We start from the raw sequence: 25883 nt of genomic DNA on the forward strand, positions 1-25883 counted from the left end.
TTTGCTGTATATAAGCCGCTAATAGCTATTCTGCGGAAGCACCGATAAAGATTGACGTGACGACCCCTTTTTGGAGCTGCAGGACAATACCGCCGTAGACAGTGCCGAGAACGAGGGCCTCATCACTGCTCTCCTCGGCATTATATTCGGCTGTGTATGCGTTGAGGACGGCATCCTTTGTGTCGCCGAGCTTGATGCCGCGCGCCGTCGCAAGCGGACATGGTGCTACGGCTGTGATGCTGTAAACGACAGGTTCGCCCGAGGGTTGGGGGTTTTGCGCAAAATTGATTTTAAGGCCGGACTTGTAATTCCAATCTTGATGTAAGAGCCCGTCGGCCGCCCATTCCTGCTGCGGCGACTGTGACGCGGGTTGGCCGAGCAGAGATGATACGGCAGACGCTGTCATGCCGAGCTTGACGCCGCCGAGACCGTCCTCCGCCAGCAGTTTGCTGCCGATATCATGATTATCCGGTGTTACGCCATCTGAGGAAACGGGTGATGTATCATCCGCCGACGGCGTGACGGCTGTTGACGGGGAAGGAGACGAAATTGGCGGAGAGGACGGCGAGGCGGCGTTGTTTGATGAGCCGGACACCCCGCAGGCCGAAACAGCTGCGACAAGGGCCGCCAGCAAAAACATCAGCGATAATGATCGGATCACTTTTTTCATTGGAGACCTCTTTCTCGTCGCAGCGATTCAAGCCTTTCTTGAACGCCGGGCACATGTTTGAGTATTTTTTCCTCGAGTGAACATGGAAACAGCGGGCAAACACCGCAGTGCTCCAGCTTCTTTTCCATGCAGCATTGGCGAACGGCACAGACCTTGCTGAAGTCGAACAGCTCGTCCGAACGGCAGCCACGGCACCGGATGCTGTCGGGCAAAACGTCCGCGTGGAATTTGGCGCTCCATTCCGCTGCTGTTTGGCGGCGTAAATCGTCATCGTCAGCCATTGTTGCTTTGTAAGCCGGGCAGTCAGAGCAGACAATTCCGCAGTATGACATCATGGCGCGACCTCCGTGATCAATAGAAAACTGCCACAAAGCGGCAGACAACACCGTCAAGAAGCGTTAACCCAAATTGAACGGAAATGTCAAAATCAGCATTATAATAAACGTCCACCGCGTCGCCGCTGTCATTCGTATACGTGCGCTGCCAGACAAAACCGTTCTGCTTGAGCAGGTCAATATATCCCGCGGCCGTGTCGTTATCCATGAGGATGTCCGACTGGCGGTAGTTAAACGTCACAACGCCTGTATCCTCATCCGAAGATATTTCATACAAAGGCGCGTCGGCATAAACGCCGAAATCCGGGACGGGATACAGGCCGGCGTAATATGCTGTCTCATCGGCAGAGTCACCAGCGCCGTTATCAAACGGCACGCAGTCCGTCCGCTGGATAGCGTCAAGCTGATGGATCGGAACGGCAAAATTAAGCGTCTGGCCGTTTAAAACCGTCAGGCAGGCGACGCCGACGACCTGACCGGAAGTGTTGAGCACGGGCCCGCCGCCGGAGCCGATGGAAATGGGCGCTGAGAACTGGATATAGCTGGCACCGTCAATTTCCTGATTGGCGTTGGAGACAATCCCTTTTGAAATGGTGTTCATAAGCCCGTACGGACTGCCGATTGTATAGACGACGGTGCCGACGGGAAGGTCATCCGAGGCAGCCGGGGCGAGATAGGGAAAACCAGAGCCGTCAATCTGAAGAAGGGCGAGGTCTGCGACCTCGTCATATCCGCACAGGCCCTTGACATCATACGTTTTGCCGTCGGATGTCGTGATTTTGGCGGAGGCAGCCCCTTCAATGACGTGGTAATTTGTGAGGGCCAGACCAGACCGGGAGATGAAAAAGCCGCTGCCGATGCCGAGCAGGTCGCCCGCGTCATCATAGCGTTCAAGATAAAAAACGGCTGGGGAACACTTTTGATAAAGATCGTCGCCGCTGAGAGGCGCGGGGAGCGTTATGCTTTTCCGGAAGGCGCTGTTGGCGGCCCGCGCGACGATGGCCGCGGCTTCCGCACGGCTTAACAGCTGCTCCGGATGAAACGTGCCAAAGCTGTCGCACCCCGACAGAATCCCGGCTCGATACAGCTTGTAAACGGCGGGGCCGTTGGGGTCGTTGACGGCAACGTCCGGTATGGCGTTATCGGATATCCGGCTGATGACCGGGAAAGCGGCGTCCGGCAAGGCCTTGGCAATCAGGACGGCGAAATCCGCCCGTGTTACAGGGGCTGTATACCCTGTGGCGGATGCGTCCAATATCCGCTTTCTAACGGCCGCTTCGGCATACGCTTTGTACCAGGGCGTCGTTTTTTTGAAGCTCGCGCTGCCGGTTTCATATGTACTGTTGAGAACGGCGGCAAGCTTGACGGCTTCGGCAAGCGTTATAGCGTCGTTCGGGGCGAAAACAGACGCGCTGCGCCCAGAGAAGAGCCCGTATTCATAGTCGGCCTGAACAGCCATCGCGTACCACGCGGCATCCGACACATCCGTAAACTGGCCGCATATATACGTTTTCTGGATTTTGAAGTTTTGAAGGCCGGGCGGGGCGGCTTGCGCGGTGATTGAAACAGAAAGGGCAAGCACAACAACAATAAACAGCGAAATAACGCGCTTTTTCATCAAAATCCTCCGATATGTAAACGGGCCGATGTACCCGGCTGGTATTGTCAAACTATGAGCATTATAAGACGTTTTTGACGTTAAAGCAATAAGATTCTCGCGCAAATTACTAAAAAATTCCACTTATTTCACTTTGACAAGGCGCGCTGCCGCCGCACACAGCGCCGTGACGAAATAGTCCGCCTCGTCGGCTGTCGAAAAGCGCGAAAAGCTTATGCGGAGGGCCCCATCAATAACGTCATTTGGCAGGCGCATGGCCTCAAGAACGTGGCTGCGCGCGCCTTTTTTACAGGCGGACCCTTTTGAAACGCAGATGCCCGCACCATCCAAGACATTCAGGAGCACTTCGCTTTTATATCCGGGCAGCGACAGGCTGAGGATATAAGGGCAGTCTCCCGGCGAGAGAATCACAGCCTCCGGCAGCGCCGCATGAAGCTTTGAGACGACACGGTCGTAAAGCGCCCGTGCGGCAGCGGCCGCAGCGTTCATATCGTTTGCGGCAAGGCGCGCTGCCGTACTCAAGCCGACAATGAGCGGCAGGGGCTCCGTACCGGAGCGCCTGTCGCCTTCCTGCCCGCCGCCGTAGAAAAGGGGCGGCAGACGAAGCCCCTTTTTCACATAGAGCGCGCCGATGCCTCTGGGGCCGTGAATTTTATGCGCGCTGACAGAGAGCAGGTCAACACCCAGCGTTTTGACTGAAAAAGGGATTTTTCCGAAGGCTTGAACAGCGTCTGAATGAAAAAGGGTCTTCAGGCCGCGGCGTTTAATTTCGCCTGTCATCTCCGCGATGGGATTTACGGCGCCCGTCTCATTGTTGACGAGCATGACGGAGGCAAAAGCCGTGTCCTCGCAAAGCGCTTCGGAAAAAGCTTCCGCCGTAATACGCCCCGTTTTATCAGGGGCGAGGGCCGTGACCGACCAGCCAAGGCTTTGAAGGCGGGCTGCCGGTTTTAAGACGGCGGCATGCTCTGTTTTAGACACGATCAGATGGCGGCCGCCGTGGCGAAGCAGCTCGGCGGCACCGAAAAGAGCCCAGTTATCGGCCTCCGTACCGCCGGACGTGAAAAAGATTTCATCTGCTTTGATATCAAGCGTCTCCGCGAGCGCTTTACGCGCCGTTTCGAGCGTTTTTTTAGCATGGCGGCCCAGCGCATGCGAGGACGACGGGTTGCCCCAATCGCCGCGCGCCGTCTCGTTCATCACGTCAATAACGCCGTCATGAATGCGCGTTGTGGATGCGTTGTCAAAATATACCGTCATGCTCTGCCGCTCCTTATTTTGGTCAGCCGCCGTATCACTTGCATGCGCCTGCATGATACTGTATTATATACGGTACGAAAAAACCATGCAAGGGCGGGAGGCGGCCGAGATCCGATTTTGTTTTGAAACACTGGGCTGTAAAGTCAATCAATTTGAAACGCAGGCACTGGAAACGATATTAACGGCCAGAGGCCATACGGCGGTGCGCCCCGGGGAAGGGTGCCAGGCCGTCATTATAAACACCTGCGCGGTGACGGCGGAGAGCGGCAGAAAATCACGCCAAGCCGTTCGGCGGCTTAAAAAGCTGGAGCCCGGCGCTGTCGTTGCCGTCTGCGGCTGTTTTTCACAGCTGAGCCCGGCGGAGACGACGTCTCTCGGTGCAGACCTCGTTGGCGGCAGCGGCGATCGGCTCAGATTTGCCGACGCTTTAGAGCGCGTTGTGGCGGATAAAACAACGCAAAGCCTCGTTGATGATGCCCGCGCGCGGCGCATTTTTGAAGAGCTCCCGGCCGGGCGCGTTGCCGGCAGGACACGAGCACTGCTGAAAATCGAGGACGGGTGCGACAATTTCTGCGCCTATTGCATCATTCCCTATGCGCGCGGGCCGGTGCGCTCGATGCCCCCATCACGGATTGCCGATGAAGCGGCACGGCTCGTGGCGGATGGGTGCCGTGAAATTGTTTTGACTGGGATCGAAATTTCGTCGTACGGCAAAGACCTCACAGAAACGGCGACATTGCTTGACGCCGTCGAGGCTGCTTATTCGGCCACGCCGGACGCGCGCATCCGCCTTGGCTCGCTTGAGCCACGGACGATCACGCCGCCTTTCTGCGCTTCACTCAAGGCGCTGCCCAATATATGCGACCATTTTCATCTGTCACTTCAGAGCGGGTCCGACGCGACACTCCGGCGGATGAAGCGCCGGTATACGACAGAAGATTTTTTTAAAGCCGTTACCCTGCTGCGCGACACTTTTCCGAAATGCGGTATTACGGCCGACCTCATCGTCGGCTTCCCGGGGGAGAGCGACACGGAATTTGAAGAGACGCTGACATTTATCAAAAAATGCGCGTTTACCGGCATGCATATATTTCCCTACTCCATAAGGCCGGGGACGCCGGCTGCCACCATGCCGCAGCAGGTGGACAAAACCGTCAAGGCGGAGCGGGCTCGCCGCGTTACCGACGCGGCCCGCGAAATGGAACAAGCTTTTGCCGGGCAATTTATTGGCTCGGTTTTAGAAGTTTTGTTTGAGCGCGAGACGGACATGGGTACCGTTGGCCACGCGGGCAATTATCTGGAGGTTTCAGTCCCGGACACGGGTATTCGGAGCAGACTGCTGCCGGTACGCGTGGAGGCCTTGCGCGACGGGATTTTAACCGGAAAAATTGCCGCACCATGATTTGACATCGGTTTGACGCTATATTATAATAAATAAATCTTCATAATTAAGGCAGGTGCAAACCATGTTCAACGATAGAATCTATAATTTTTCGGCCGGTCCGTCTATGCTGCCGCTGCCCGTTCTGGAGCAGGCCGCCGCTGAAATGACGAATTACCGCGGCAGCGGCATGTCAGTCATGGAGATGAGCCATCGCAGCAAGGCATATCTCGCGATTTTTGAGGAGACGAAGGCCGATCTCAAGCGCCTCTTCCACGTCCCGGACACACATGAAGTCCTCTTCGTTCAGGGCGGCGCGACGCTGCAGTTTGCCGCCGTTCCTATGAACCTGATCGGAAAAACCGGCAAGGCCGATTACGCGCTGACCGGCAATTTCTCAACGCTTGCCATGAAGGAAGCGAAAAAATACGGGGAAATTAACATTGCCGCCAGCTCTGAAGACAGAAATCACACATACATCCCCGCGCAGTCTTCGCTGAAGCTGACGCCGGACGCCTCCTATTTCCATTACTGCGCCAACAATACGATATACGGCACGGAGTGGAAATACATCCCGGAGACGGGTGATGTACCACTCGTCTGCGATATGTCGTCCAACATTCTTTCCAAGCCTGTTGACGTCTCCAAATTCGGCGTTATCTATGCCGGTGCGCAGAAGAATATGGCCCCGGCCGGTATGGCCGTCGTCATCATTGACAAGGCGCTGGCGGGAAAAGAATTGCCCTTTACGCCGAAACTGATGAGCTATCAGACGCTGATTGACGGTGATTCAATGCATAACACGCCGCCGTGTTACACGATTTACGTCCTTGGTCTCGTTCTCAAGTGGCTGGAGACGCAGGGCGGCGTTGAAGGCATGGAAAAAATTAAAACGCAGAAGGCAAAATTTCTTTACGATTATCTGGACGAGAGCGCCTTCTTCAGCGGCTGTGCCGATAAAGAAGCGCGCAGCGACATGAACGTCACCTTCCGTTCAACGAGCGCCGAGCTTGACGAGCAGTTTGCCAAGGCGGCGGCAAAGGCCGGTTTTGATAATTTAAAAGGCCACCGGAGCGTGGGCGGTATGCGTGCATCCATCTACAACGCCATGCCGATGGAAGGCGTTACAAAGCTCGTTGACTTCATGAAGGACTTTGAAGCAAAGAATAAATAATTGGGAGTACTTTATTATGTATAAGGTCAAAACGCTCAACAGTATATCACCCGTCGGCCTGGAAACGCTTGATAAAACGAAGTATCAGGTGTCGGACGAGATTGAAAATCCGGACGCTATCCTTGTCCGCAGTGCGAAAATGCACGACTATGCGTTCAATCCGGAGCTTTTGTGCATCGCGCGCGCCGGTGCCGGGACGAATAACATCCCCGTCGAAAAGTGCGGGGAAAACGGCGTTGTCGTTTTCAATACGCCGGGCGCCAACGCCGAGGCGGTTAAAGAGCTTGTTCTCTGCGCGATGCTTTTGTCGTCACGGGATATCGTGGGCGGCATTGAATGGGTCAAAGGCATTGCCGACAAAGGCGACGAAATCCCGGCGCTTGTTGAGAAGGGCAAAGCCACCTATGTCGGACCGGAATTGATGGGTAAAGCACTCGGCGTTATCGGGCTTGGTGCCATCGGCGCTAAAATCGCGCATGACGCGACAATACTCGGCATGACAGTATACGGCTTTGACCCGTATCTCTCCGTTGACGCGGCGTGGCGTATTTCCTCCAATGTCATTAATGCCAAGGACATTGAGACGATTTATAAAAACTGCGATTATATCACGATTCATGTGCCTTACATGGAGTCCACACATCATTTCATCAACAAATGCAGCCTTGGCCTGATGAAAAAAGGCGTGCGTATCATCAATCTTGCCAGAGCCGAGCTTGTGAGCGACGATGATATGATCGAAGCCATCGGTGAGGGCAAGGTCGCTTGTTATGTGACGGACTTTCCGAATGCCAAAACAGCAAACTGCCCGAAAATTATCGCCATCCCGCATCTCGGCGCATCGACACCAGAGAGCGAGGATAACTGCGCCTATATGGCTGGAATTGAAATTGTAGACTATCTCGAAAATGGCAATATCTCAAATTCCGTGAACATGCCATCGGCCGTTCTGAGCCGCACCGGTGACCCGCGCCTTTGTGTCATCCATAACAATGTTCCCGATATGATTGCGAAAATCACAGGCGCTGTTTCGGGCATGGGGATCAATATTGAAAACATGCTTAATGCCAGCACAAAAGGCCGCCTGCAAGCTTATACAATTATTGACGTGCAGTCTCTGGAGGCCGGTCTTGAGGAGAAAATCAAAGCAATTGACGGCGTGATCCGCGTCCGATCGATCCGCTGACATCCTGTTACATAAAGGAGATGACAGCCCTCTGAAAAACATGATGCTCATCGTGAATCCCTATTCGGGCAGAGGTTTGTCATGCAGCGCCCTGGGCGCTATCGTCTCTCTTTTATGCAGAGAAGGCTACGCCGTTACCGTTTATACAACGAAAACGCAAACACCAGAATACATTGCCAGAGAATACAGCGGGGGCTTTGACGGCGTCGTCTGTGTCGGGGGTGACGGAACCTTAAGCGGCGTCGCCTCCGGCCTGATGCAGACACCGTCGCCCCCGCCTTTTGGTTATATACCGAACGGAACGGCCAATGACATGGCCTCAACGCTTGCGCTGCCGCGAGACCCGAGGACTGCCGTCCTATCTATTTTAAATGGATGGCCGACACCGCTAGACATCGGCTGTTACGATAACAAGCATTTCACCTATATTGCGGCGTTCGGCGCTTTTACGGGCGTATCGTACACCACGAAGCAGAGCGCCAAACGGGCGCTGGGGCATTTGGCGTATGTTATAGGCGGTCTGGCAAGCGTCTCCAGCATTCGGCCCCGGCATACGGTTATCGACTATGACGACGGAACGCTGGAGGGCAATTTTATCTTCGGCGGTGTGACAAATTCAACGTCGATTGCCGGTTTTGTCCGCCTCGACGAAAAAGACGTGGATCTTGGCGACGGGCTTTTTGAAGTGATCCTCGTGCGCCAACCCGTCAAGGCGGCTGATCTTGGCATCATACTCAACAGCATCATTAACCACACGTATGACAGCGACAACGTCCTCCTGCTGCACACAAAGCGTATCCGTTTTCGCTTTGACGAGGATGTTGAGTGGACGCGGGACGGGGAAAATGGCGGCATATATCGGGAACTCGAAATCACAAACTGCCGTCATGCCCTGAAGATCATCATCTGACGAGACGGCGTTGCCGCTGGCGCTGCCGTTTATTCTGATTTATGTAAAGGAGCTTTCATGTCTGTCAATATTCTGGCAGTCGGCGACGTCGCGGGGCAGACGGGGCTGACAATTCTGTCGAAAAAGCTCCGGTCGGTCAAACAGGCACACAATATCGCCTTCACCGTCGTCAACGGTGAAAACGCGGCTGTCTTCGGACTGACGCCGCAGCAGGCGGAGAGCCTGTTTGAATACGGGGCCGACGTTGTGACGCTCGGCAACCACACATGGTCGCGCCGCGAAATTATCCATTATCTCGACGAGTGCCCGTATATCCTGCGGCCATCCAATTTTGCCCCGCAAAATCCAGGGCGTGGCTGGGGTGTTTTCGATACGTCATTCGGCGATGTGTGCGTGATCAACCTCATCGGGCGCTGCAACATGCCCTTCGGAACGGAAAACCCGTTTTTTGAAGCGGACAAGCTGCTTCGGCAGAATACGGCGCGTATCACACTCGTCGACTTTCACGCGGAGGCAACGAGCGAAAAGCTGGCCATGGCTTACCATCTTGACGGCCGCGTGTCCGCGCTGTGGGGGACGCACACGCATGTCCAGACGTCGGACGCGCGCGTCTTTCCGCGGGGGACAGGATATATCACAGACCTTGGCATGACGGGCGCTTACGACTCTGTACTCGGCATCAAGCCGGAGCAATCCCTGTCCATGTTTCTCGGGAACCCCCCGGTGCGGTACGAGACACAGTCGGGGCCGGCCAAAATTGAAGCAGCCGTTTTTGAAATTGATACGGAAACCGGCCGGTGCCTGAATGCAACGGCTATTCGGATGACGGAATAATGAGGTGCTCATGAAAACAGCATTGGTGACCGGCGCATCCCGTGGGATAGGCGCGGCCTGCGCGCGGGGGCTGGCTGAAGCCGGATGCCGCGTCTTCATCAATTATCAAAGCGATGCCGATGCCGCCGGGGCCTTGGCTGGTGCGCTGGGCGGTATTGCCGTGCAGGCGGATGTGGCTGACAGCGCGCAAGTCAAGCAGCTGTTTGAAAAGGTCGGCACGGCGGATATCCTTGTCTGCAATGCGGGTAAGGCGCTCTGCGGGCTGCTCTCAGAGACGCCGGAGGACGCTTGGCAGCGGGTTGTTGACGTCAACCTCGGCGGCGTTATCCGCTGCTGCCAGGCCGCCATTCCGGCGATGGTGCGCCAAAAAAGTGGGCGGATCATTCTGATATCTTCCATTTGGGGAACGGTTGGCGCGTCCTGCGAGGCCGTCTATTCAGCGACGAAAGCGGGGCTTTTTGGTTTGACGAAGTCGCTGGCGAAAGAGCTTGGCCCATCGGGCATCACCGTCAACTGCGTGGCACCGGGCGTCATCAAAACGGACATGAACAATGACCTGACGCCGGAAGTTCTTGACGAGCTTGCCACAATGACGCCGCTCGGCATGCTGGGAAAACCAGAGGATGTTGCCGCGCTTGTCCGCTTTCTCGCTTCCGATGCGGCGCAGTTTATCACCGGGCAGATCATCGGGGTTGACGGCGGTTTTACCGGTTAAGCGAATAAAAAACATGGCCTCCGCGGCAAAGCCGCGGAGGCTTTTTCAGCGCTGCCCGGTGACGTTAAAAGCGAAGGCAGCCCTTATTTTGTCAGGCTTTTTTCGGTTAACAGATTCAATCAGAGTTTTGTATCGTGCCGTTGCCGCGGCGACGGCGTCTTCCCAGGAGATATAAAGGTCTGCCATTGCACACCGGCCAAGACGCGCAGCAAGGCTCGTGTCACGAATGACCGCTAGGACAGCCCGCGCGAGCGATGCGGCGTTTTCCTCAATGAGCAGCCCGTCCTGCCCGTCCGTCACGCCCTCGGCGGCAGAGCTGCCGCGGATAAGGATGCTGGCGAGCCCGCAGGCGGCCGCCTCTAAGACGACAATTGGCCTGTTGTCAAACGTCGAGGGGAGTAAAAACATATCCGCCATGCTGTAATACACACGCAGCAGTTGGCGATCACGGATGGCGCCCGTGAAGACGCACGACTCAGCAAGGCCGAGCGCCCGGGCATAAGATTTAATTTCGGCAAGGTCGGTACCGTCGCCTACAAAGATCATCTTAAAGCCGAGCCCTTTGGCACGAACGCGGCGTAAGCCGTCAAGAATGATCCTGATGCCTTTGTACCACTGCGTTCTGCCGACGAAAAGAAAGACTGGCTCGTCCTCCCCAATGCTGTGTTTTCGCCGCAGGGCAGCAATAGCCGCAGCCGTTGCCCGCGCGCGCGGGAAATCAACACCATTTCCCATAACAATATAATCACCCTGATAGCCAAGACCGCGCAAGTTTTCACCAGCACCGCGGCTGACAACCCAGACGTCGTCGCACGCATCGATATTGTTGACAATTAATTTAATGGCTGCTGCCTGATTCAGACCGAGCGACAGGGCATTTTTTATTTCAATATCAAATTTTGTGTGATACGTAAAAATGAGGGGTGCACCGGTACAAGCGCGCAGCGTGCGGGCGAGGATTGCCGACGCAAACGGACAGTGCGCATGGATAATAGCAGGATGGTATCTGGCAAGCTTACGGATGGTGTGCGGACTAAAGGGGAAACCGGTTCTGTACCCGAGTGATTTTATCGTATCAATGCTTGGATAACGGACAACGGGGAAGGGATAATTGTCTGTCACGCCGGGATAGCTTGGTGTTGCTACGACGGCCCTGCCGTATTTGCGCGTTATAATATCCGCATAGTTCATGACCGCGTTGGCCACACCGTCAATGACGGGCGGGAAAGAATCATTCAACAGGCAGACGTTTATGGGCTTGTCCATGTGTTAACTCCGATACTGTAACAGGTTGATTTTTAAACAGTATCGCCTTAACGGCACTTTAATTATACATCCATGGACTTTTAGGGTTAATTTACTGCTGGAATGCGTTGGCAAGGTTTTTCGCGTAGCCGATCATGCCGCCAGTCATCGCATCCATCAATTCGTCTGTAACGACGACCATCCAGCTGCCGTCAACCTTTTTCAGCTGCACGGTCATTTCGGTTGTCGTGAGCGCCACATCGGGTTTTGACAACGCGTCAACAAACTGTTTTGTGAAGTCGTTCTGCGTATCGTTTTCCGATGCGCTGCCACTGAGTGCATTCGAAAAAGCATCCTTCATAGCAGCCGCAATACATGCTTGCAGGATTACCTTCGTGTCGGGCGCTGTGATTTTGACAGGGGCGCTGGCGGAATCGCCGCTGACCGTCACTTTATCTTCTATCGTAACCGTCATTTTACTGAAGGCAAGGTTCATGACTTCCGCGCTTTCCAAATCGGAAGATGATGAAGGCGAAGCGGGTGATGTGTCATCAGCCGACGGCGATGCGGAAGCGGCCGTCGTTACCTCGCTGATGGATAACGCCTGCACAGTTTCCGAATCTTGCTCTTTGACAGCGGCGAAAAACATTGCCAGAACGGTATCGGGTGATTTCGCAGCTGAACAGCCGACGAACAGCAACAAGACAACTGCCAGCAGAAGCACTGAGACTTTTTTCATGGTGGTTTCCTCTTTTCTCTCTATATGTGCTTTCAATTTTAACGGAAATAGGCGGAGATTTCAAGATAATGGATTCGAGACGCGACGCCTTCGACCTCAATGAACCGGGTGACTTTACGGGATGCATTGATGCATGAAATTATCTTGACTTTGGAATTATTGAGCCATATACTGACAGTACGAGGTGGTACAATTGGACAAAGAACTCTTAAACGCAATCGGTCAGCTGATAGATGAAAAGCTACAGCCGTTACATAAAAGCATTGACGACGTCAATGAAAAAATTGAAGTTGAAGTTACAAAAGTAAATATAAACATAGAAAATGATATAACAAAACGGCTTGATTCCCTGTTTGATGGGTACATGCTGACGCACGAAAAACAAAACGAGCTTGAACGTCATCTTGCAACGCTACAGCGTCGTGTGGAAAAACTCGAAACAAAAGCCATTTAGTGACTATGACGAGATTTCCGACCCCGCCTGTTTTGACACAGACAGGTAGACATAATATATACAGTTATAGACAAAACGACCGACAAGTGTTGTAATTACTGCACTTGTCGGTCATTTATTTTTTGGAGCGGGTGAAGGGAATCGAACCCTCGCATTCAGCTTGGGAAGCTGACGTTCTACCATTGAACCACACCCGCAGCTTTTAATCACGGTAAACATTATTTTAACACAACTTGTCATAAATGCAAGCGAAAAACGAAGATTCAGGATGCGTGGCGCGCAGCAGTAGCGGGATGCGTGTTGTTGGCGTGGCGGGTGCCGTGGCGCGGTTATATTTGTCCGAATTTCATCATATCCCTTTGTAAGAGGAGGGATATGCCATGAAAAAACTTTTGTCCTTTTTACTCGCAGCCGTGCTGTTTGTGGTGCTGACAGTCCCGACAGCCGCCGAAAATACAGCACCGGGATTTTTGGAGGAAAACGATAACGAGGCTATAGATGCCTCCGTCTTTAATGACGACATACCCGTTTCGAATGCCGCGGATTTAGCCATCACGGCACCGTCCGCTATTTTGATGGAAAAGGAGACGGGGAAGGTCATCTATGAGAAAAACGCTGACGAGCAGCTAGAACCGGCCAGCGTGACGAAGGTGATGACAATCCTGCTTATTGTTGAGGCCATTAAGGCCGGAAAAATCACGCTTGACGATATGGTGACGGCGAGCGCACACGCAGCCTCCATGGGTGGTTCACAGATTTTTATGGAGGAGGGCGAACAGCTGAGCGTCCGGGAGATGCTTAAATCGATTGTCGTCGCCTCTGCCAACGACTGTGCCGTTGCCATGGCTGAATATCTCGCAGGGTCGGAATCGGTTTTTGTGGCACGAATGAATGCGCGCGCCAAAGAACTCGGTATGACGCAGACGCATTTTACGAACTGCACAGGACTGCTGGACGATCAAACCCACGTCACGACGGCGCGTGATATCGCTATCATGTCGCGGGAACTGATTATGCATGACATGATTAAGGAATACACGAAAATCTGGATGGATACCGTCCGCGGCGGTAAATTCGGCTTGAGCAATACCAACAAGCTCATTTACTATTATAAGGGTGCGACCGGCCTGAAAACCGGCTTTACAAGCCGCTCGATGCACTGCCTAGCTGCGACCGCTGAGCGGGACGGGGTGGAATACATTGCCGTTGTGCTGCACGCAGCCACATCGGCCGACCGGTTTGAAAGCGCGAAAACACTTTTGAACTATGCCTTTGCTAACTACGCGCTCATTTCAGCCTTCCCGGACAAAGCTCTTCTGCCCGTTCGCGTTGCGCTTGGCAAAGTATCCTATGTGCAGCCGGTTGTTCAAGGCAGCGATAAAATCCTCTTAGAAAAGGATTTGGCATCGAATGTGACAAAAGAGGTTCAGGTGGTCGACAAAGCCGAAGCGCCCATTCAAGCCGGAGAGCAGATGGGGACGCTGATCGTTAAAAGTGGCAAAACCATTCTTGGTGAATTCCCGATTGTCGCCGGTGATAGCGTTGCACGACTTGGCTGGGGGGACGTCTTCGCAAAATTTGTTGCTATGCTTTTTGGTGGGACGGAGTAGAAACAATAAAATGGGATAAAACAACAGCGTCTGGTGACGCTATCAATAACGGCGCGCCGTGTCATGACGGCGCGCTGTTATATTGAACAATTGTTCAATATATAATATAAGAACGCTGAAAAAAACAGGTGCGCGATTTGATGAAATCTTTATGAACGCCAATATTTATGGTTGATACCTTGGCTGAGAACTGTTAAAATAGAAAAAAGCGAAAGAGGTGTTTTATGGTTAAGATCATCATGGGCGTCAAAGGCTCCGGCAAGACGAAGCAGCTTATTGATCTGGTCAACAAGGCCGTCAATGAGGAAAACGGCGATGTCGTCTGTATTGAAAAGGGGCAGAAGCTGACATACGATATTCCCCATGCCGCCCGTTTAATCGAAGCATCCGAGTACGGCTTCACGAGCTATGATTTCCTCAAAGGCTTTATCAGCGGCCTGCATGCTGAAAACTATGACATTACCCATGTTTTTATCGACAGCCTCTTGAAAATTCTCGATCAGGCGGTTGATGCTAAGACGGAGGATTTTATCGACTGGTGCGAAGCCTTTTCCGAACGCGCAAATGTTAAGTTCACGATTACCATTAGTGCTGAAACGTCTCTTGCAACAGAAGGGATACGCAAATTTTTTTAATTGAAAAGCTCGGCGGCACCATGCTTCATGGTGCCGCTTTTTTTTTGTCTTTTGAGAGCTTCGCTAAAAGCCAATCAAGAATGTCGTTGAAAACATCCTGCCGGATCGTCTCGTTGAGCACCTCGTGCCGCGCGCCCTGATACATTTTAACCGTCACATCATCTAGGCCGGCGGCCGTAAAAAGGCGCTGAACCTTTCGAACACCGAATCCAAAGTCACCGACAGGATCCTGATCGCCGGAGACGAATAGGATCGGCAGGTCCTTCTGCATATGTGCGATATTTTTTTTTCGCCCGACAAATTGAATCCCGCCGAGCAGGTCGGAAAAGAGCCCCACCGTTGGCACGAAACCGCACGTATTGTCGGCAATAAATCGGTCGACAAGATCAACGTCGCGTGTGAGCCAGTCGCACGGCGTCCGCAGCGGGTTGACGCGGCGGTTATAGGCGCCAAAGCAGAGAAGATTGAGCGCGGCGCTCTGTTTTCTCGCGCCGTACAGCAGCTTCTGAACAGATGACAGCAGAAGACCGACATGGATCAGGGCGGCCGCCGGTTGCCCCGTGCCGCTGATGATACAGCCCGACAGTATGTTTTGATACCGGGTTAAAAACGTGCGGGTCAGAAAGCTGCCCATGGAATGGCCGAGCAGGAAGTAGGGCAGCCCCGGAAACTTAGCGCGCGCCGACTCAAAAACGAGGTGCAAATCGCGCACGGCGAAATCCCAGCCGCCTTTTTCCGTGAAAAAGCCGAGATCTTCTTCTGTGGCGGCTGAGCGCCCGTGACCGAGATGGCTGTTGCCAATGACGGCAAAGCCGTTGTTGGCCATAAAACGGGCAAACGTGTCATACCGGCCGATATGCTCTGTAACACCATGTGCCAACTGTAAAACGGCCTTAACATTTCTGTCGTCCGGGAGCCACTGCATGATGTGAAGGCGGCTTTTGCCGTCAGAAGAGGATAGATTAAATTCAGACAGGCATGACATGGCAATATCGCCCCTTTTGTGTTATACTCAGGTGGATTAATGGGTCTATCGGGTATCGTTTGAACATTTTGCCAAAATATACGGCCTGCCGGACAAAACAGAAGGAGATGGCTGCAATCAACGCACACCTTGCGCTGGAAAAAACACTTCGGGATATTGCAGATTCGGGCAAAATGAAGCGTCTGTTGCTGCATAGCTGCTGCGGGCCCTGCAGCAGCGCCGTTCTGGAACGTCTTGCCGCCGTTTTCGACGTGACGATATTGTACTATAACCCCAATATCTACCCGCGCGGCGAATTTGAAAAACGCGCCGCCGCACAGGCTGAGCTGCTGGCCCGGATGAATTTCGTCCGTCCCATCCGGCTCGTGACGCCCGCGTATACGCCGGAGGTCTTCGACGCGGCGACTTGCGGGCTGGAAGACGAGCCGGAGGGCGGGGCGCGCTGCCGACGCTGTTTTGAACTTCGGCTTTCTGAGACGGCGCGATATGCCAAAGAGCATGGCTTTGACTATTTTACAACAACGCTATCGGTCAGCCCGCACAAAAATGCCGCGCTTCTCAATCAAATTGGCGAAGCGCTGGCCGAAAAAGAAGGCGCTATGTATCTGGCCGCCGATTTCAAGAAGAGAAACGGCTATCAGCGCTCTGTCGAGCTGTCAAAGCAATATGCTATTTATCGTCAGGACTATTGCGGCTGCCGGTATTCATTTGCCGAGAAGGAAAAAAGAACTTAAAACGATGCCTGATTGGCACTTTATTGATTGTTTTCGCGCGATAAACTGCTATAATATCAAGGACGATTTTAAACGAAAGAGGTTAAACCATGTCTACCAGAAAGATCGCCTTTGCCGCCGTCATCGCCGCCGTCTATGCCGCGCTGACGATATTGCTTATGCCCATCAGTTATGGGCCGGTGCAATTTAGAATTTCGGAGGTTCTTTGTATTCTCCCGTTTTTCTTTCCATTTTCCGTTTGGGGATTGTTTGTGGGCTGTATACTGGCAAATCTTTTAAGTGCCTACGGTGCGCTGGATATTGTGTTTGGGTCCCTCGCGACACTGACAGCAGCCTATTTAACGATGCGACTTGGTAGAGAGGATAAAGGGAGCTTGAAGACCAAGATTTTTGCCTGTTTGCCGCCTGTTTTTATTAACGGAATTGTTGTCGGCGCGTTGATTGCGTATGAGACCACGACGTCGCTGGATGCTTTTTGGCCTGCATTTATGGTGAACGGTCTGCAGGTTGGGTTCGGTGAGCTTGTCGTGCTGTTTGCACTTGGCTTGCCCGCACTGATATTTCTTCCTAGAACGAATATTTTTAAAACGCTTATAGCGCTTTATAGGGGCAACGCCCCACAGTAATATCAATTTGGAGGAACACGCATGAAAGTTAAAAAAGCTGTCATCCCGGCCGCCGGACTCGGCACGCGCATGCTGCCCGCGACGAAAACTGTGCCGAAAGAAATGCTGCCGATGGTCGACAAGCCCGTTATCCAGTACATCATTGAAGAGGCCGTGGCCTCCGGTATTGAGGATATCCTCATTGTGACAAACCGCGCGAAATCCGCGATGGATGACTATTTCGACTATCATCCAGAGCTTGAAGAGCGGCTTTTGAAAAACAATAAAACGAAAGAGGCTGAATCCGTCCGCTTTGCGGCCGACTTGGCAAATATCTTTTACGTCCGGCAAAAGGAGACAAAAGGGCTTGGACACGCCATCTGGCGCGCCAAGCGCTTTGTCGGCAACGAGCCGTTTGCCGTCCTCCTGGGTGACGATATCATGATGGCGAAAACACCGGTGACAAAGCAGCTGATTGATGCGGCGGAAAAATACGGCGCCAGCGCCGTTGGCACGCAGGCTGTGGCCGACGAGGCGATTTCCAAGTATTCGTCATTAAAAATTTCACCGTTGGAGGAGCGGATATTCCGCGTTTCCGACATGAATGAAAAACCAACGCTTGCAGAGAAATTCTCTAACTACGCGATCTTAGGCCGTTACGTCCTGACGCCTGACATCTTTGATATTCTGGAGAATACACCGCCCGGCTACGGTGGTGAGATTCAACTGACCGACGGGCTGAAGCTGCTCTGCAAGCAGTCACCCATGGTGGCTGTTGACTTTGAAGGCCGGCGCTATGACACCGGCAATCTCAAGGGCTTTTTAGAAGCAACGATTGATTACGCGCTGGAGAGCGAAGAAATCGGCCCATGGCTGAAGTCCTTCATCCGAGAGAAGGCAAAAAGCCTCTAAGCAACTGAAAACAAAGGGTGCGCCATATATTGAATTTTAATTCAACATTTGGCGCACTTGATGTTAAAAGACATTTCCGGCGGATTTGGCGCAAACGCCGACTGAGCGATATCTTCATCATTTGATAACCTAATTGGAGGTACGAAGTATGAGAAGAACAACGTCAAAGAAAGACCCGGTAATAGCATGGATGCTGTTGGGTATCCCGATTTTGTTTATCGTGGCCTCACCGCTGCATTTTGTTTTTGAATGGACGGGCGGCAATATCTTTGCCGGGCTTTTTGCACCTGTGAACGAGAGTGTCTGGGAGCATTTAAAGCTGACGTTTTGGCCGCTGCTTGTCTGGTGGATTTTTGGGTACCTGTTGTTTCATAAGGCGGGCAATTGGTCATTCAAGAGCTTTGTCGTGACGGGCGCACTTGCTGAGTTCACCTGCGCTTTATTTATCGTGGCCTTTTTCTATACATACACCGGTGCCCTGGGCATCGAATCGCTGATCCTTGACATTATATCGCTGCTGCTGGGGCTTGTTGTCGGTATTCTGACGGCGGTGCACTTTTATCGGTTTAAACGGCCCGGCAGCATGGCTGCCCTGATAGCGACGCTTGTACTCTTTGTGATGGCGGCGGCTTTTCTCTATTTTACATTCTATCCGCCGCACCTGCCGATTTTTATGGACCCGCCGACGGGGACCTATGGCATCGGCCATTAACGGCACGAAGCACGGCATAAAAAAAGCGCCGGGCGATTGTCCGGCGCTGCAATGTAATACTTATTTAGGAAAAAAATGATTATTAGTCGGTAGGTAAATCGTTCATGTTTTTGCCGCAGTAGAAGCAAACCTCACTGTCGGCAAGGTTTTTTGCAAAGCAATGGGGGCACGCTTTTGAAACGCCGTGGCCAAACCGCGGACGCCCTTTTTTCCCTTCTAAAGGTTTTGCCGCCGGTTTTTTAAATGTCTTCGGTGCCGGGCGCGGCGCGCGGTCTTTTTGGCGGCCGCAGATCAAAATGAAGTAGTTCAAAAAGCTCCAGGGGATAACACCGGCGGCGGCATAGTTATTGCCGGAAATAAAGATATAGACGAGGACGAGAATCTCGGCGGCCAGCCCATAGATGATGGCAACGTTTTTGGCTTGTTCCTTCTCCAGAGGCTTTCTTTTTATGAAGAACCGGTAAATCAAAATCGGAACAGTAAAGAGTAAAAACGTCGCGGCGGCGTCAATCAGCAGCATATGGAGGAGGTCAAAGCCCGACATGTGCAAAACACGCTGCTTTTCAAGCTCTGACGAGGTATAGGTGTGTGAAAACGAGAGGCTGTTGACGAGATCTGACACGATCACTTCGCGCTCAGGGGAGATGGGAACACCGTAGCTGCGCAAAGTTATTTTAACGGAATGGCCATTATAAATTGTATAATACATAACGCCATATGTCGTTTTATTGTCCTCTGGCAGCTGGTAATATGTTTTTATAAATGTCGCCTGCGGATTGCCGACAATGAGCTCCGGCGTTTTATAGGTGACGCCGGGCTCCTGATAAAGCTCTTTCGAATTATTCATCACGTTTTGCAGCTCGGTCGATGACAGAAGATGAAAATCATATATGTTTAAAACGGCGGGTGTTTCCTGAGACAGGATATCAACTTCATACGTGATATTTTCTGAAAAGGCATTGAAATAGATATCGTGCTTGATAAAGAAATCCTTGATACCCTCATTGTTTAAATCATATTTTGGCGGATAGGGGTCTCCCGGCTGAAGATTACGCGTAAATACGACGAGATCTGAAGGGACTTGAACCGTTAAGCCCAGTTCGTCAATGGTATAAGAGGCCATTGAGGCGGCCGATGCATTGACAGTTAAGACAATAAGCAGCAGTAAAGACGCAAATACGGTCTTGAACGCTGACTTCATTGTGACACCCCCACTGAATAATAGAAATCTTCAAATGCCCCATCATGATGCTCGGATATTTATACTTTAAGAACGATATCTTGGACTTTTACTAATTTTTACATTATACTACAACTCAATATGTGTTTCAATGTTATCGTGTTTTTTGATCTAAATTTCGGTGCTATTACATAAAAAAGATGTCGAAAAATGAGTAAAAAATACTGTCGGGAACCATTCTAAGTCAGCGGGTGATATATTATGAGCGGGTTTTTCAAAGAGAATAAGGCCGACATCGTCTTTTTTTCCGGAACGGGCGGGACACGCTGTGCCGCCGATGCGCTGGCGACCCAATTGACAGATAGCGGTGTGACGGTGTCACGGCATGAATTATCGATTGCTGTACGGACCAAGCCGCTTTGTGCCAACATGCTGATTCTTCTTTTTCCTGTTTATGCGATGAACGCCCCAAAACCGGTTTTCGATTTCATCAGGGAGGCAGACCCGGCGGTTGGGACGCCTGCCGCCGTTTTGTCCGTCTCGGCGGGCGGTGAGGTGACGCCCAATAAGGCATGCCGATACCGCGTAATCCGGGCGCTGGAAAAACGAGGGTTCGACGTCGTCTACGAGCAGATGCTGGTTATGCCGTCTAATTTCTGGATACCGACGCCGAAGGAAGCAGCCGTGCAGCTTGTAAGGGTGCTGCCAAATCGAACGGGGCATATCGTACGCGATTTACTGTTCGGCGTCCGACGGCGGACAAAGCCGGGCGCTCTGGATCGCTGCTGCTCCTGGATTGGCCGAGTGGAAGAGCTCGGCGCGTGGAGAATCGGTAGTGCAACAAAAGTGAGCAGCGGCTGCAACGGGTGTGGGATATGCCAAAATAACTGCCCTGTTGGCAATATTTCGATTGTCGACGGACGGCATGTTTTCGGGCGGAAATGCGTGCTCTGCCTGAAATGCTTCTATGCCTGTCCTCAACGCGCGCTGGAGCCAGGAAGATTTCGGTTTATAATTATTGAAGGTGGATTCAATATATCCCGTTTCCTTCAGCAAGCATCAATGATGACAAGCGACGCACGGCCAGACCTGCCGGACAACTTTGTCTGGAACGGTGTGAATAAATATTTGAATGATAAACCATAAACCCGTCAAAACTGCCAGAAATTATTGACAAATCCGCCGGTTATGTGATATGTTTTTTATCATATGAAACAGAATGGGAAGGTTGTTATGGAAAAGAAAATTCCCGATATTGTCATAAAACGTCTTCCGATTTATTACAGGTTTCTATCGAATTTGCATCAAATGGGCATCAGCAGGGTTTCGTCAACAGATTTAGGCAAAAAAATGGGCATTACCTCATCACAGGTCAGGCAGGATTTCTTTAATTTCGGCAGCTTTGGCCTCCAGGGTTATGGATACGATGTTGATCAGCTGCGTCAGGAAATTGGGAGTATTCTCGGGCTGGACAATCGCCATTCGATGATTATTATCGGTGCCGGTCATCTGGGTCAGGCGCTCGCCCGCCACCCGGCGTTCGAGAAGGAAGGCTACAGCGTCGTCGGCTTATTCGATATCGACGCCAGCCTGATTGGTGAAAAGATCCGTGACGTTGAGATACAGCATGTCAATAAAATTGCCGATTTTGTCAATCACAATGATGTTGATATAGCCGTGATCACCGTTCCGCTGACGTATGCCAAGGAGGTTGCCGATCTCGTCATTGGCCTTGGCATCAAGGGAATCTGGAATTTTACGTCCGTGAAGCTGACAGTGCCCGAGGATGTCGCTGTTGAAAACATCCACTTAAGTGATAGCCTGATGACGCTTGGTTATTACATGAAGGAAATGAAAGAAAAATAGAGACAGTAATAAACAGGGGGTTCGGCTTCAACCGAACCCCCTGCGGTTTTTGTCTTTAAGATGGCGGCACAGCTGCCGAAGCTGTCTTCCCGGCGAGTACTTGATAGAGCGCGTACGTTGCCGCGCTGTCATGCGAGCCGAGGATGTAGGTGCGCGCGTCTGTTGACAATTCAATATACGGCGGTGTGCGCGGGTCGAGACAGACACGGCAGTCGCCAAGCCCGTCAAAGCGAAAATTGCCTTTCAAAACGGATGACATGGCAGTGCCGTTGGTGCGGATGCCATTTGGCAGGCTCTCGATTAGAGAGACTGTCTTGATACTGCCGATATCGATTTTATAAACGTCATGCGTGTGGCGGGCGACAAGCTGCTGCTCTGTCATGAGCAGCGTGACAGGCGTGAACTCCTCTTGCATCATCCGCAGGCCAAGAAGTGGCATTGACAAGAGGATGAGCGCGACAAAGACCATCATGATTTTGCCGGGAGCCCTAGCGAGATTGACCGTTGTGCCGATGCCTGTGCGCCTGTTGACGATCACATGCTCGTCATGCGGATTATTGTAAAACGAACCGTATAACCAATAGTCGTCTTCGTCGGTATAAACGGTGCGGCCGCTGTCCTCCGACAGTTTTTGCTGCATGTCTCGCGTTTTGAATTCGGCTCTGAGGATGACAAAGAGCAGAATGCCGGAGTATAGAAGAGACAGTATTAAAATGAGATCGGCGCGACTGCTGAAAAACCACAGTGCGAGGCTGAAAAGACTTGACAGCCAAACCGTCCAGACCCAGCTCTTGGCCCAATTATACCGGCGTACCTGCGTGAGAGCGGCCGTTAAAGCGGTGTTCTCATCAACAACCTCGGCCTTTTGGCGAAAAATGAGTCTGTATATGAAGTAAAACGCGGCGACCATCACAAAAAGCGACGCGTAGACCATCAGCATAACCCAAAATTCATCCCGCCCCCGAAGGGTGGTAACAGTAAGAACGACAGGGGTCAGGCTAATGAGCATAGCTGGGAGGAATACCCAGATACTCAGAATTTTCGGCGGTGTGACAGCGAGCCTTGTATCAACGAGCGTGACGCCCGCCGAAGCACTGAACCAGCCGTTCTGACGCTTGAGCGTCTTAAGCTTCTTGTTGGCAAATCCATACGGCAGGAAGGGCGCAACGAGCGCGATTATCAGCCAAAGAAAATACCACATCATGACGACCGATACTGGCTGGAAAAAAAGTACCGGGATTATGAGGAGCACAAGCGTCATGAAAACAAGGGTTTGCCGTCGTAAAAAAGCGCCGACCACATTTTTAACGGCATCAAGTTCCCAGACGTCGTGCGGAAGCGTTACCCCGAGGATCATATTCTTCTTTGGCTTTGCCTCATTGCGCATGACAAAATATAAAATGATGGGAACAGGGATAAAGCAAAAGAGCATAATAAGTTGAAAAACCACGCTCAATCAACCTCCATTTTATCAAAAAGATCGCCGCAGAGGCGCTGGAACGCCGCCTTTGACATGCCGCGCAGCTTGGCTTCTGAAATCAGAAGCTTTAGTGCCTGTTGGGCGTGTTCCGGCATGTCGCTTTGATCATGATCGCGGCCGACAATGACAGCGCCGCTGCGCCGGTCGGTCGTGATGTGGCCCTCCCGCTTTAAGAGCTGGTAAGCCTTGCTGACCGTCATCATATTCACGCCGGACGCGTCGGCAAGGGCTCGAATTGTCGGCAGCCTTTCGCCTGGTGCGAGCCGACCGTCGGCTATACCGAGGACGATCTCGTTGCGAATCTGCAGGTAAATCGGTATCGGGCTTGACAGCTGCAGTTGCAAAAGCATGACCATACCTCCTTTGCATTATGTATCGTAATACAAAGTATGCAGCAAGTCAAGGAGATTCGGCCGTGATGAAATAAAATCTTGTCAATTGCTGATTTCATACTATAATGAGATACAGACCGAAAAAGAGAATGGTGTGTTGCATGAGTCAGTTATTTGAAGCGTTTATGGTTATTTGTTTCGGCGTCTCATGGCCGATTTCCATTGCCAAATCATTAAAATCAAAAACGGCAAAAGGAAAAAGCATTTATTTTATGTTTCTGGTGCTCATCGGGTACGTTTTTGGGATCGTCAGCAAACTGGAAGCCGGTACCGTCACGTACGTCCTAATTTTTTATATCCTCAATCTCATCATGGTTGGCATCGATATCGGGATATATTTCAGAAACAGCAAGCTGGACAAAAGTCAAGCGTCATGAGAATAAAAGTATTATTTGACGGCAGCGGCAAAATGTTAGTCTCGTAATGGGGGTGCTCCTATGCTGGTATTTGCAATTTTAACGATTACCTCGGCGCTGTTTTTCTATACTGTCGGTGTGTGGAGCGAGAAGCTGCAGGGGAGCCTTAAAACATGGCATCTCGTTTTATTCTGGATCGGCTTTGTGTTTGATACGACCGGCACAACACTGATGACGAAAATTGTCGGGGATGGCATCTTTTTTAACTTTCACGGGATAACCGGGCTGCTGGCCATTGTTTTGATGCTTGTGCACGCTGTCTGGGCAACGACTGTGCTGATACGACGAAACCCGGACCGGCTGAAGAACTTTCATAAATTCAGCATTTTTGTTTGGCTGATCTGGCTTATACCGTTCCTCTCCGGCATGATCTTTGGCGTGAGCACATGAAAGTGAGATAGTTAAAGCGATAAAAAAAGCGCCCCCAAAAGGGGGCGTTTCGTTTTTTTGTCTTGACGGCTGACGAGACGGCACCTTAATTTCTCAGGCTGTGCATCGGGGCGGGGATACGCCCGCCGCGCGCGATGAAGGCGCTGCTGTCACAAGCGCTGACCGGCATAATTGGCGCTGTTCCCAAAAGGCCGCCGAAGTCAACCTGTTCGCCGACTTTTTTGCCGGGGGCCGGGATGATGCGGACAGCCGTCGTCTTATTGTTAATGACGCCAATGGCGGCTTCATCGGCAATAATGGCCGACAACGTCTCGGCGGGCGTGTCGCCGGGGACGGCGATCATGTCGAGCCCCACGGAGCAGACACACGTCATGGCTTCGAGCTTTTCGAGGGTGAGGCAGCCCGATTTGGCTGCGCGGATCATCCCGGCGTCCTCCGAAACGGGGATGAATGCCCCCGACAGACCGCCGACATGTGAAGACGCCATGACGCCGCCTTTCTTAACAGCGTCATTTAAAAGGGCCAGTGCCGCCGTCGTCCCATGGGCACCGACGGACGACAACCCCATTTCTTCCAAAATATCGGCCACGCTGTCACCAATTTTCGGCGTTGGCGCGAGCGAGAGGTCAACAATGCCGAAAGGCACGCCGAGTCGGCGCGAAGCCTCCTGCGCAACGAGCTGACCCATGCGCGTAATACGAAACGCCGTCTTCTTAATCGTCTCGGCGACGGCGTCAAACGGCTGGCCTTTTACGGCCTGCAAGGCGTGGTGGACAACGCCGGGGCCTGAAACGCCGACATTAATGACGCATTCCGGCTCGCCGATGCCGTGGAAGGCACCAGCCATGAAGGGGTTATCCTCCACAGCGTTGGCGAAGACGACAAGTTTGGCGCAGGCCATGCCGCCCGCCGAGGCTGTTAGTTCGGCACTGTCTTTGATGACGCGGCCCATGAGAGCGACGGCGTCCATATTAATACCGGCCTTTGTTGTGGCGACATTGACGCTTGCGCAGACACGTTCTGTTGTACTGAGTGCCCGGGGAATGGCGTTAATCAGGCGGCGGTCTCCCGTTGTAAATCCCTTGTGCACAAGGGCTGAAAAGCCGCCGATGAAATTAACGCCGACAGCCTTAGCCGCGTCGTCAAGGGCTTTGGCGATGGGGGCAAAATCGTCAGTCTCACAGCTCTCGGCGACGAGGGCGATCGGCGTCACCGAAATGCGCTTGTTGACGATCGGAATGCCGAATTCGCGTTCGATATCGCAGCCGGTTTTGACAAGCTGTCCAGCTGTTTTTGTGATCTTATCGTAAATCTTCTGACAGCAGACCGCCACGTCCGGGTGCGCGCAATCGCGCAGGGAAATACCCATGGTGATCGTACGGATGTCGAGGTTTTGCTGGTTGATCATCTCAATGGTCTGCATGATTTCGCTTGCATGTAACATG

General features: G+C 52.4%; 28 protein-coding genes and 1 tRNA gene. 17 read left to right on the forward strand and 12 right to left on the reverse strand.

Features of this window, described 5'->3' with window-relative positions; all coding sequences use genetic code 11:
* Positions 1-25 precede the first annotated feature (25 nt).
* From IZU99_02610 to IZU99_02625, 4 genes are all read right to left on the reverse strand, one after another.
* Positions 26-670 (reverse strand): hypothetical protein, encoded by a 645-nt coding sequence (locus IZU99_02610; GenBank protein ID UOO38169.1) that lies wholly within the window; start codon positions 668-670, stop codon positions 26-28.
* Positions 667-1005 (reverse strand): DUF3795 domain-containing protein, encoded by a 339-nt coding sequence (locus IZU99_02615; GenBank protein UOO38170.1) that lies wholly within the window; start codon positions 1003-1005, stop codon positions 667-669. The genes IZU99_02610 and IZU99_02615 overlap by 4 nt, the downstream gene beginning before the upstream one ends.
* A 16-nt stretch (positions 1006-1021) precedes the next feature.
* Positions 1022-2623: a trypsin-like peptidase domain-containing protein gene (locus tag IZU99_02620; protein ID UOO38171.1), complete on the reverse strand. Its 1602-nt coding sequence runs from the start codon at positions 2621-2623 to the stop codon at positions 1022-1024.
* Between the two features lie 123 nt (positions 2624-2746).
* Entirely contained in the window at positions 2747-3883 is a 1137-nt protein-coding gene (locus IZU99_02625; GenBank protein UOO38172.1) for a cysteine desulfurase, read from the reverse strand.
* Between the two features lie 85 nt (positions 3884-3968).
* On the opposite strand from IZU99_02625, the gene mtaB reads away from it, so the two are divergent.
* The 6 genes from mtaB to fabG all read left to right on the forward strand — a co-directional run bounded on the left by mtaB (position 3969) and on the right by fabG (position 10083).
* Positions 3969-5285, forward strand: a complete 1317-nt coding sequence (gene mtaB / locus IZU99_02630) for a tRNA (N(6)-L-threonylcarbamoyladenosine(37)-C(2))-methylthiotransferase MtaB (protein UOO38722.1) — start codon at positions 3969-3971, stop codon at positions 5283-5285.
* 64 nt (positions 5286-5349) lie between these two features.
* Positions 5350-6438 carry a 3-phosphoserine/phosphohydroxythreonine transaminase gene (gene serC / locus IZU99_02635; GenBank protein UOO38173.1) on the forward strand — a complete coding sequence of 363 codons (1089 nt, stop codon included), beginning with the start codon at positions 5350-5352 and terminating at the stop codon, positions 6436-6438.
* A 16-nt stretch (positions 6439-6454) separates the two neighbouring features.
* Complete coding sequence (locus IZU99_02640; protein UOO38174.1) at positions 6455-7624, forward strand: 3-phosphoglycerate dehydrogenase; 1170 nt, start codon at positions 6455-6457, stop codon at positions 7622-7624.
* Between the two features lie 52 nt (positions 7625-7676).
* Complete coding sequence (locus tag IZU99_02645) at positions 7677-8534, forward strand: YegS/Rv2252/BmrU family lipid kinase (protein ID UOO38175.1); 858 nt, start codon at positions 7677-7679, stop codon at positions 8532-8534.
* Positions 8535-8591: 57 nt separating this feature from the next.
* Positions 8592-9368, forward strand: coding sequence for a TIGR00282 family metallophosphoesterase (locus IZU99_02650; GenBank protein ID UOO38176.1), 777 nt, complete (start codon positions 8592-8594; stop codon positions 9366-9368).
* A 10-nt stretch (positions 9369-9378) separates the two neighbouring features.
* Entirely contained in the window at positions 9379-10083 is a 705-nt protein-coding gene (fabG, locus tag IZU99_02655; GenBank protein UOO38177.1) for a 3-oxoacyl-ACP reductase FabG, read from the forward strand.
* A gap of 45 nt (positions 10084-10128) precedes the next feature.
* On the opposite strand, the gene IZU99_02660 is transcribed toward fabG, so the two are convergent.
* Together IZU99_02660 and IZU99_02665 are read right to left on the reverse strand one after the other, a co-directional pair.
* On the reverse strand, positions 10129-11349 hold the full coding sequence (locus IZU99_02660; GenBank protein UOO38178.1) for a glycosyltransferase: 1221 nt from the start codon (positions 11347-11349) through the stop codon (positions 10129-10131).
* Between the two features lie 91 nt (positions 11350-11440).
* Positions 11441-12067, reverse strand: a complete 627-nt coding sequence (locus IZU99_02665) for a hypothetical protein (GenBank protein UOO38179.1) — start codon at positions 12065-12067, stop codon at positions 11441-11443.
* Positions 12068-12260: 193 nt separating this feature from the next.
* Between IZU99_02665 and IZU99_02670 the strand changes: the two genes are divergently transcribed.
* A complete protein-coding gene (locus tag IZU99_02670; GenBank protein UOO38180.1) occupies positions 12261-12521 on the forward strand; it encodes a hypothetical protein in 261 nt (86 codons plus the stop codon).
* A gap of 123 nt (positions 12522-12644) precedes the next feature.
* Here IZU99_02670 and IZU99_02675 read toward each other — a convergent pair.
* Positions 12645-12718 (reverse strand) — tRNA-Gly (locus IZU99_02675).
* Between the two features lie 183 nt (positions 12719-12901).
* Here IZU99_02675 and IZU99_02680 point away from each other — a divergent pair.
* Positions 12902-14131 (forward strand): D-alanyl-D-alanine carboxypeptidase, encoded by a 1230-nt coding sequence (locus IZU99_02680; GenBank protein ID UOO38181.1) that lies wholly within the window; start codon positions 12902-12904, stop codon positions 14129-14131.
* Between the two features lie 224 nt (positions 14132-14355).
* Positions 14356-14766 carry a hypothetical protein gene (locus tag IZU99_02685; GenBank protein ID UOO38182.1) on the forward strand — a complete coding sequence of 137 codons (411 nt, stop codon included), beginning with the start codon at positions 14356-14358 and terminating at the stop codon, positions 14764-14766.
* A 25-nt stretch (positions 14767-14791) separates the two neighbouring features.
* On the opposite strand, the gene IZU99_02690 is transcribed toward IZU99_02685, so the two are convergent.
* On the reverse strand, positions 14792-15751 hold the full coding sequence (locus tag IZU99_02690; protein UOO38183.1) for a lysophospholipase: 960 nt from the start codon (positions 15749-15751) through the stop codon (positions 14792-14794).
* Between the two features lie 107 nt (positions 15752-15858).
* Here IZU99_02690 and IZU99_02695 point away from each other — a divergent pair, with 107 nt between their 5' ends.
* The 4 genes from IZU99_02695 to IZU99_02710 all read left to right on the forward strand — a co-directional run bounded on the left by IZU99_02695 (position 15859) and on the right by IZU99_02710 (position 18714).
* Positions 15859-16485: an epoxyqueuosine reductase QueH gene (locus IZU99_02695; protein ID UOO38723.1), complete on the forward strand. Its 627-nt coding sequence runs from the start codon at positions 15859-15861 to the stop codon at positions 16483-16485.
* An 89-nt stretch (positions 16486-16574) separates the two neighbouring features.
* Positions 16575-17111, forward strand: coding sequence for a QueT transporter family protein (locus IZU99_02700; protein ID UOO38184.1), 537 nt, complete (start codon positions 16575-16577; stop codon positions 17109-17111).
* Between the two features lie 21 nt (positions 17112-17132).
* Positions 17133-18002, forward strand: coding sequence for a UTP--glucose-1-phosphate uridylyltransferase GalU (gene galU / locus IZU99_02705; protein UOO38185.1), 870 nt, complete (start codon positions 17133-17135; stop codon positions 18000-18002).
* A gap of 148 nt (positions 18003-18150) precedes the next feature.
* Positions 18151-18714, forward strand: coding sequence for a hypothetical protein (locus tag IZU99_02710; GenBank protein UOO38186.1), 564 nt, complete (start codon positions 18151-18153; stop codon positions 18712-18714).
* An 82-nt stretch (positions 18715-18796) separates the two neighbouring features.
* Here IZU99_02710 and IZU99_02715 read toward each other — a convergent pair whose 3' ends face one another.
* The gene (locus tag IZU99_02715) at positions 18797-19915 is read right to left on the reverse strand and encodes a hypothetical protein (GenBank protein ID UOO38187.1); all 1119 of its coding nucleotides are present in this window, start codon (positions 19913-19915) and stop codon (positions 18797-18799) included.
* 240 nt (positions 19916-20155) lie between these two features.
* Here IZU99_02715 and IZU99_02720 point away from each other — a divergent pair, with 240 nt between their 5' ends.
* Both IZU99_02720 and IZU99_02725 read left to right on the forward strand, forming a co-directional pair.
* On the forward strand, positions 20156-21040 hold the full coding sequence (locus IZU99_02720; GenBank protein ID UOO38188.1) for an EFR1 family ferrodoxin: 885 nt from the start codon (positions 20156-20158) through the stop codon (positions 21038-21040).
* A gap of 87 nt (positions 21041-21127) precedes the next feature.
* Positions 21128-21760, forward strand: a complete 633-nt coding sequence (locus tag IZU99_02725; protein UOO38189.1) for a redox-sensing transcriptional repressor Rex — start codon at positions 21128-21130, stop codon at positions 21758-21760.
* 55 nt (positions 21761-21815) lie between these two features.
* Here IZU99_02725 and IZU99_02730 read toward each other — a convergent pair whose 3' ends face one another.
* Positions 21816-23210, reverse strand: coding sequence for a hypothetical protein (locus IZU99_02730; GenBank protein UOO38190.1), 1395 nt, complete (start codon positions 23208-23210; stop codon positions 21816-21818).
* A 2-nt stretch (positions 23211-23212) separates the two neighbouring features.
* Positions 23213-23590: a GntR family transcriptional regulator gene (locus IZU99_02735; GenBank protein ID UOO38191.1), complete on the reverse strand. Its 378-nt coding sequence runs from the start codon at positions 23588-23590 to the stop codon at positions 23213-23215.
* Between the two features lie 143 nt (positions 23591-23733).
* On the opposite strand from IZU99_02735, the gene IZU99_02740 reads away from it, so the two are divergent.
* Complete coding sequence (locus IZU99_02740) at positions 23734-24009, forward strand: hypothetical protein (protein UOO38192.1); 276 nt, start codon at positions 23734-23736, stop codon at positions 24007-24009.
* A gap of 60 nt (positions 24010-24069) precedes the next feature.
* Positions 24070-24438: a TIGR03987 family protein gene (locus IZU99_02745; protein UOO38193.1), complete on the forward strand. Its 369-nt coding sequence runs from the start codon at positions 24070-24072 to the stop codon at positions 24436-24438.
* An 85-nt stretch (positions 24439-24523) separates the two neighbouring features.
* Here IZU99_02745 and IZU99_02750 read toward each other — a convergent pair whose 3' ends face one another.
* Complete coding sequence (locus tag IZU99_02750) at positions 24524-25882, reverse strand: PFL family protein (GenBank protein UOO38194.1); 1359 nt, start codon at positions 25880-25882, stop codon at positions 24524-24526.
* Position 25883: the final 1 nt, after the last annotated feature.

The organism is Oscillospiraceae bacterium CM (assembly GCA_022870705.1).
Classification (GTDB): Bacteria; Bacillota; Clostridia; order Oscillospirales; family Oscillospiraceae; genus Sporobacter.

Bases quoted from the DNA above. Each gene is read 5' to 3' on its own strand.
- IZU99_02610 (UOO38169.1), bottom strand. From the start codon at position 670: ATGAAAAAAGTGATCCGATCATTATCGCTGATGTTTTTGCTGGCGGCC.
- IZU99_02615 (UOO38170.1), bottom strand. From the start codon at position 1,005: ATGATGTCATACTGCGGAATTGTCTGCTCTGACTGCCCGGCTTACAAA.
- IZU99_02620 (UOO38171.1), bottom strand. From the start codon at position 2,623: ATGAAAAAGCGCGTTATTTCGCTGTTTATTGTTGTTGTGCTTGCCCTT.
- IZU99_02625 (UOO38172.1), bottom strand. From the start codon at position 3,883: ATGACGGTATATTTTGACAACGCATCCACAACGCGCATTCATGACGGC.
- mtaB (UOO38722.1), top strand. From the start codon at position 3,969: ATGCAAGGGCGGGAGGCGGCCGAGATCCGATTTTGTTTTGAAACACTG.
- serC (UOO38173.1), top strand. From the start codon at position 5,350: ATGTTCAACGATAGAATCTATAATTTTTCGGCCGGTCCGTCTATGCTG.
- IZU99_02640 (UOO38174.1), top strand. From the start codon at position 6,455: ATGTATAAGGTCAAAACGCTCAACAGTATATCACCCGTCGGCCTGGAA.
- IZU99_02650 (UOO38176.1), top strand. From the start codon at position 8,592: ATGTCTGTCAATATTCTGGCAGTCGGCGACGTCGCGGGGCAGACGGGG.
- fabG (UOO38177.1), top strand. From the start codon at position 9,379: ATGAAAACAGCATTGGTGACCGGCGCATCCCGTGGGATAGGCGCGGCC.
- IZU99_02660 (UOO38178.1), bottom strand. From the start codon at position 11,349: ATGGACAAGCCCATAAACGTCTGCCTGTTGAATGATTCTTTCCCGCCC.
- IZU99_02665 (UOO38179.1), bottom strand. From the start codon at position 12,067: ATGAAAAAAGTCTCAGTGCTTCTGCTGGCAGTTGTCTTGTTGCTGTTC.
- IZU99_02680 (UOO38181.1), top strand. From the start codon at position 12,902: ATGAAAAAACTTTTGTCCTTTTTACTCGCAGCCGTGCTGTTTGTGGTG.
- IZU99_02685 (UOO38182.1), top strand. From the start codon at position 14,356: ATGGTTAAGATCATCATGGGCGTCAAAGGCTCCGGCAAGACGAAGCAG.
- IZU99_02690 (UOO38183.1), bottom strand. From the start codon at position 15,751: ATGTCATGCCTGTCTGAATTTAATCTATCCTCTTCTGACGGCAAAAGC.
- IZU99_02695 (UOO38723.1), top strand. From the start codon at position 15,859: ATGGCTGCAATCAACGCACACCTTGCGCTGGAAAAAACACTTCGGGAT.
- IZU99_02700 (UOO38184.1), top strand. From the start codon at position 16,575: ATGTCTACCAGAAAGATCGCCTTTGCCGCCGTCATCGCCGCCGTCTAT.
- galU (UOO38185.1), top strand. From the start codon at position 17,133: ATGAAAGTTAAAAAAGCTGTCATCCCGGCCGCCGGACTCGGCACGCGC.
- IZU99_02710 (UOO38186.1), top strand. From the start codon at position 18,151: ATGAGAAGAACAACGTCAAAGAAAGACCCGGTAATAGCATGGATGCTG.
- IZU99_02715 (UOO38187.1), bottom strand. From the start codon at position 19,915: ATGAAGTCAGCGTTCAAGACCGTATTTGCGTCTTTACTGCTGCTTATT.
- IZU99_02720 (UOO38188.1), top strand. From the start codon at position 20,156: ATGAGCGGGTTTTTCAAAGAGAATAAGGCCGACATCGTCTTTTTTTCC.
- IZU99_02725 (UOO38189.1), top strand. From the start codon at position 21,128: ATGGAAAAGAAAATTCCCGATATTGTCATAAAACGTCTTCCGATTTAT.
- IZU99_02735 (UOO38191.1), bottom strand. From the start codon at position 23,590: ATGCTTTTGCAACTGCAGCTGTCAAGCCCGATACCGATTTACCTGCAG.
- IZU99_02740 (UOO38192.1), top strand. From the start codon at position 23,734: ATGAGTCAGTTATTTGAAGCGTTTATGGTTATTTGTTTCGGCGTCTCA.
- IZU99_02745 (UOO38193.1), top strand. From the start codon at position 24,070: ATGCTGGTATTTGCAATTTTAACGATTACCTCGGCGCTGTTTTTCTAT.
- IZU99_02750 (UOO38194.1), bottom strand. From the start codon at position 25,882: ATGTTACATGCAAGCGAAATCATGCAGACCATTGAGATGATCAACCAG.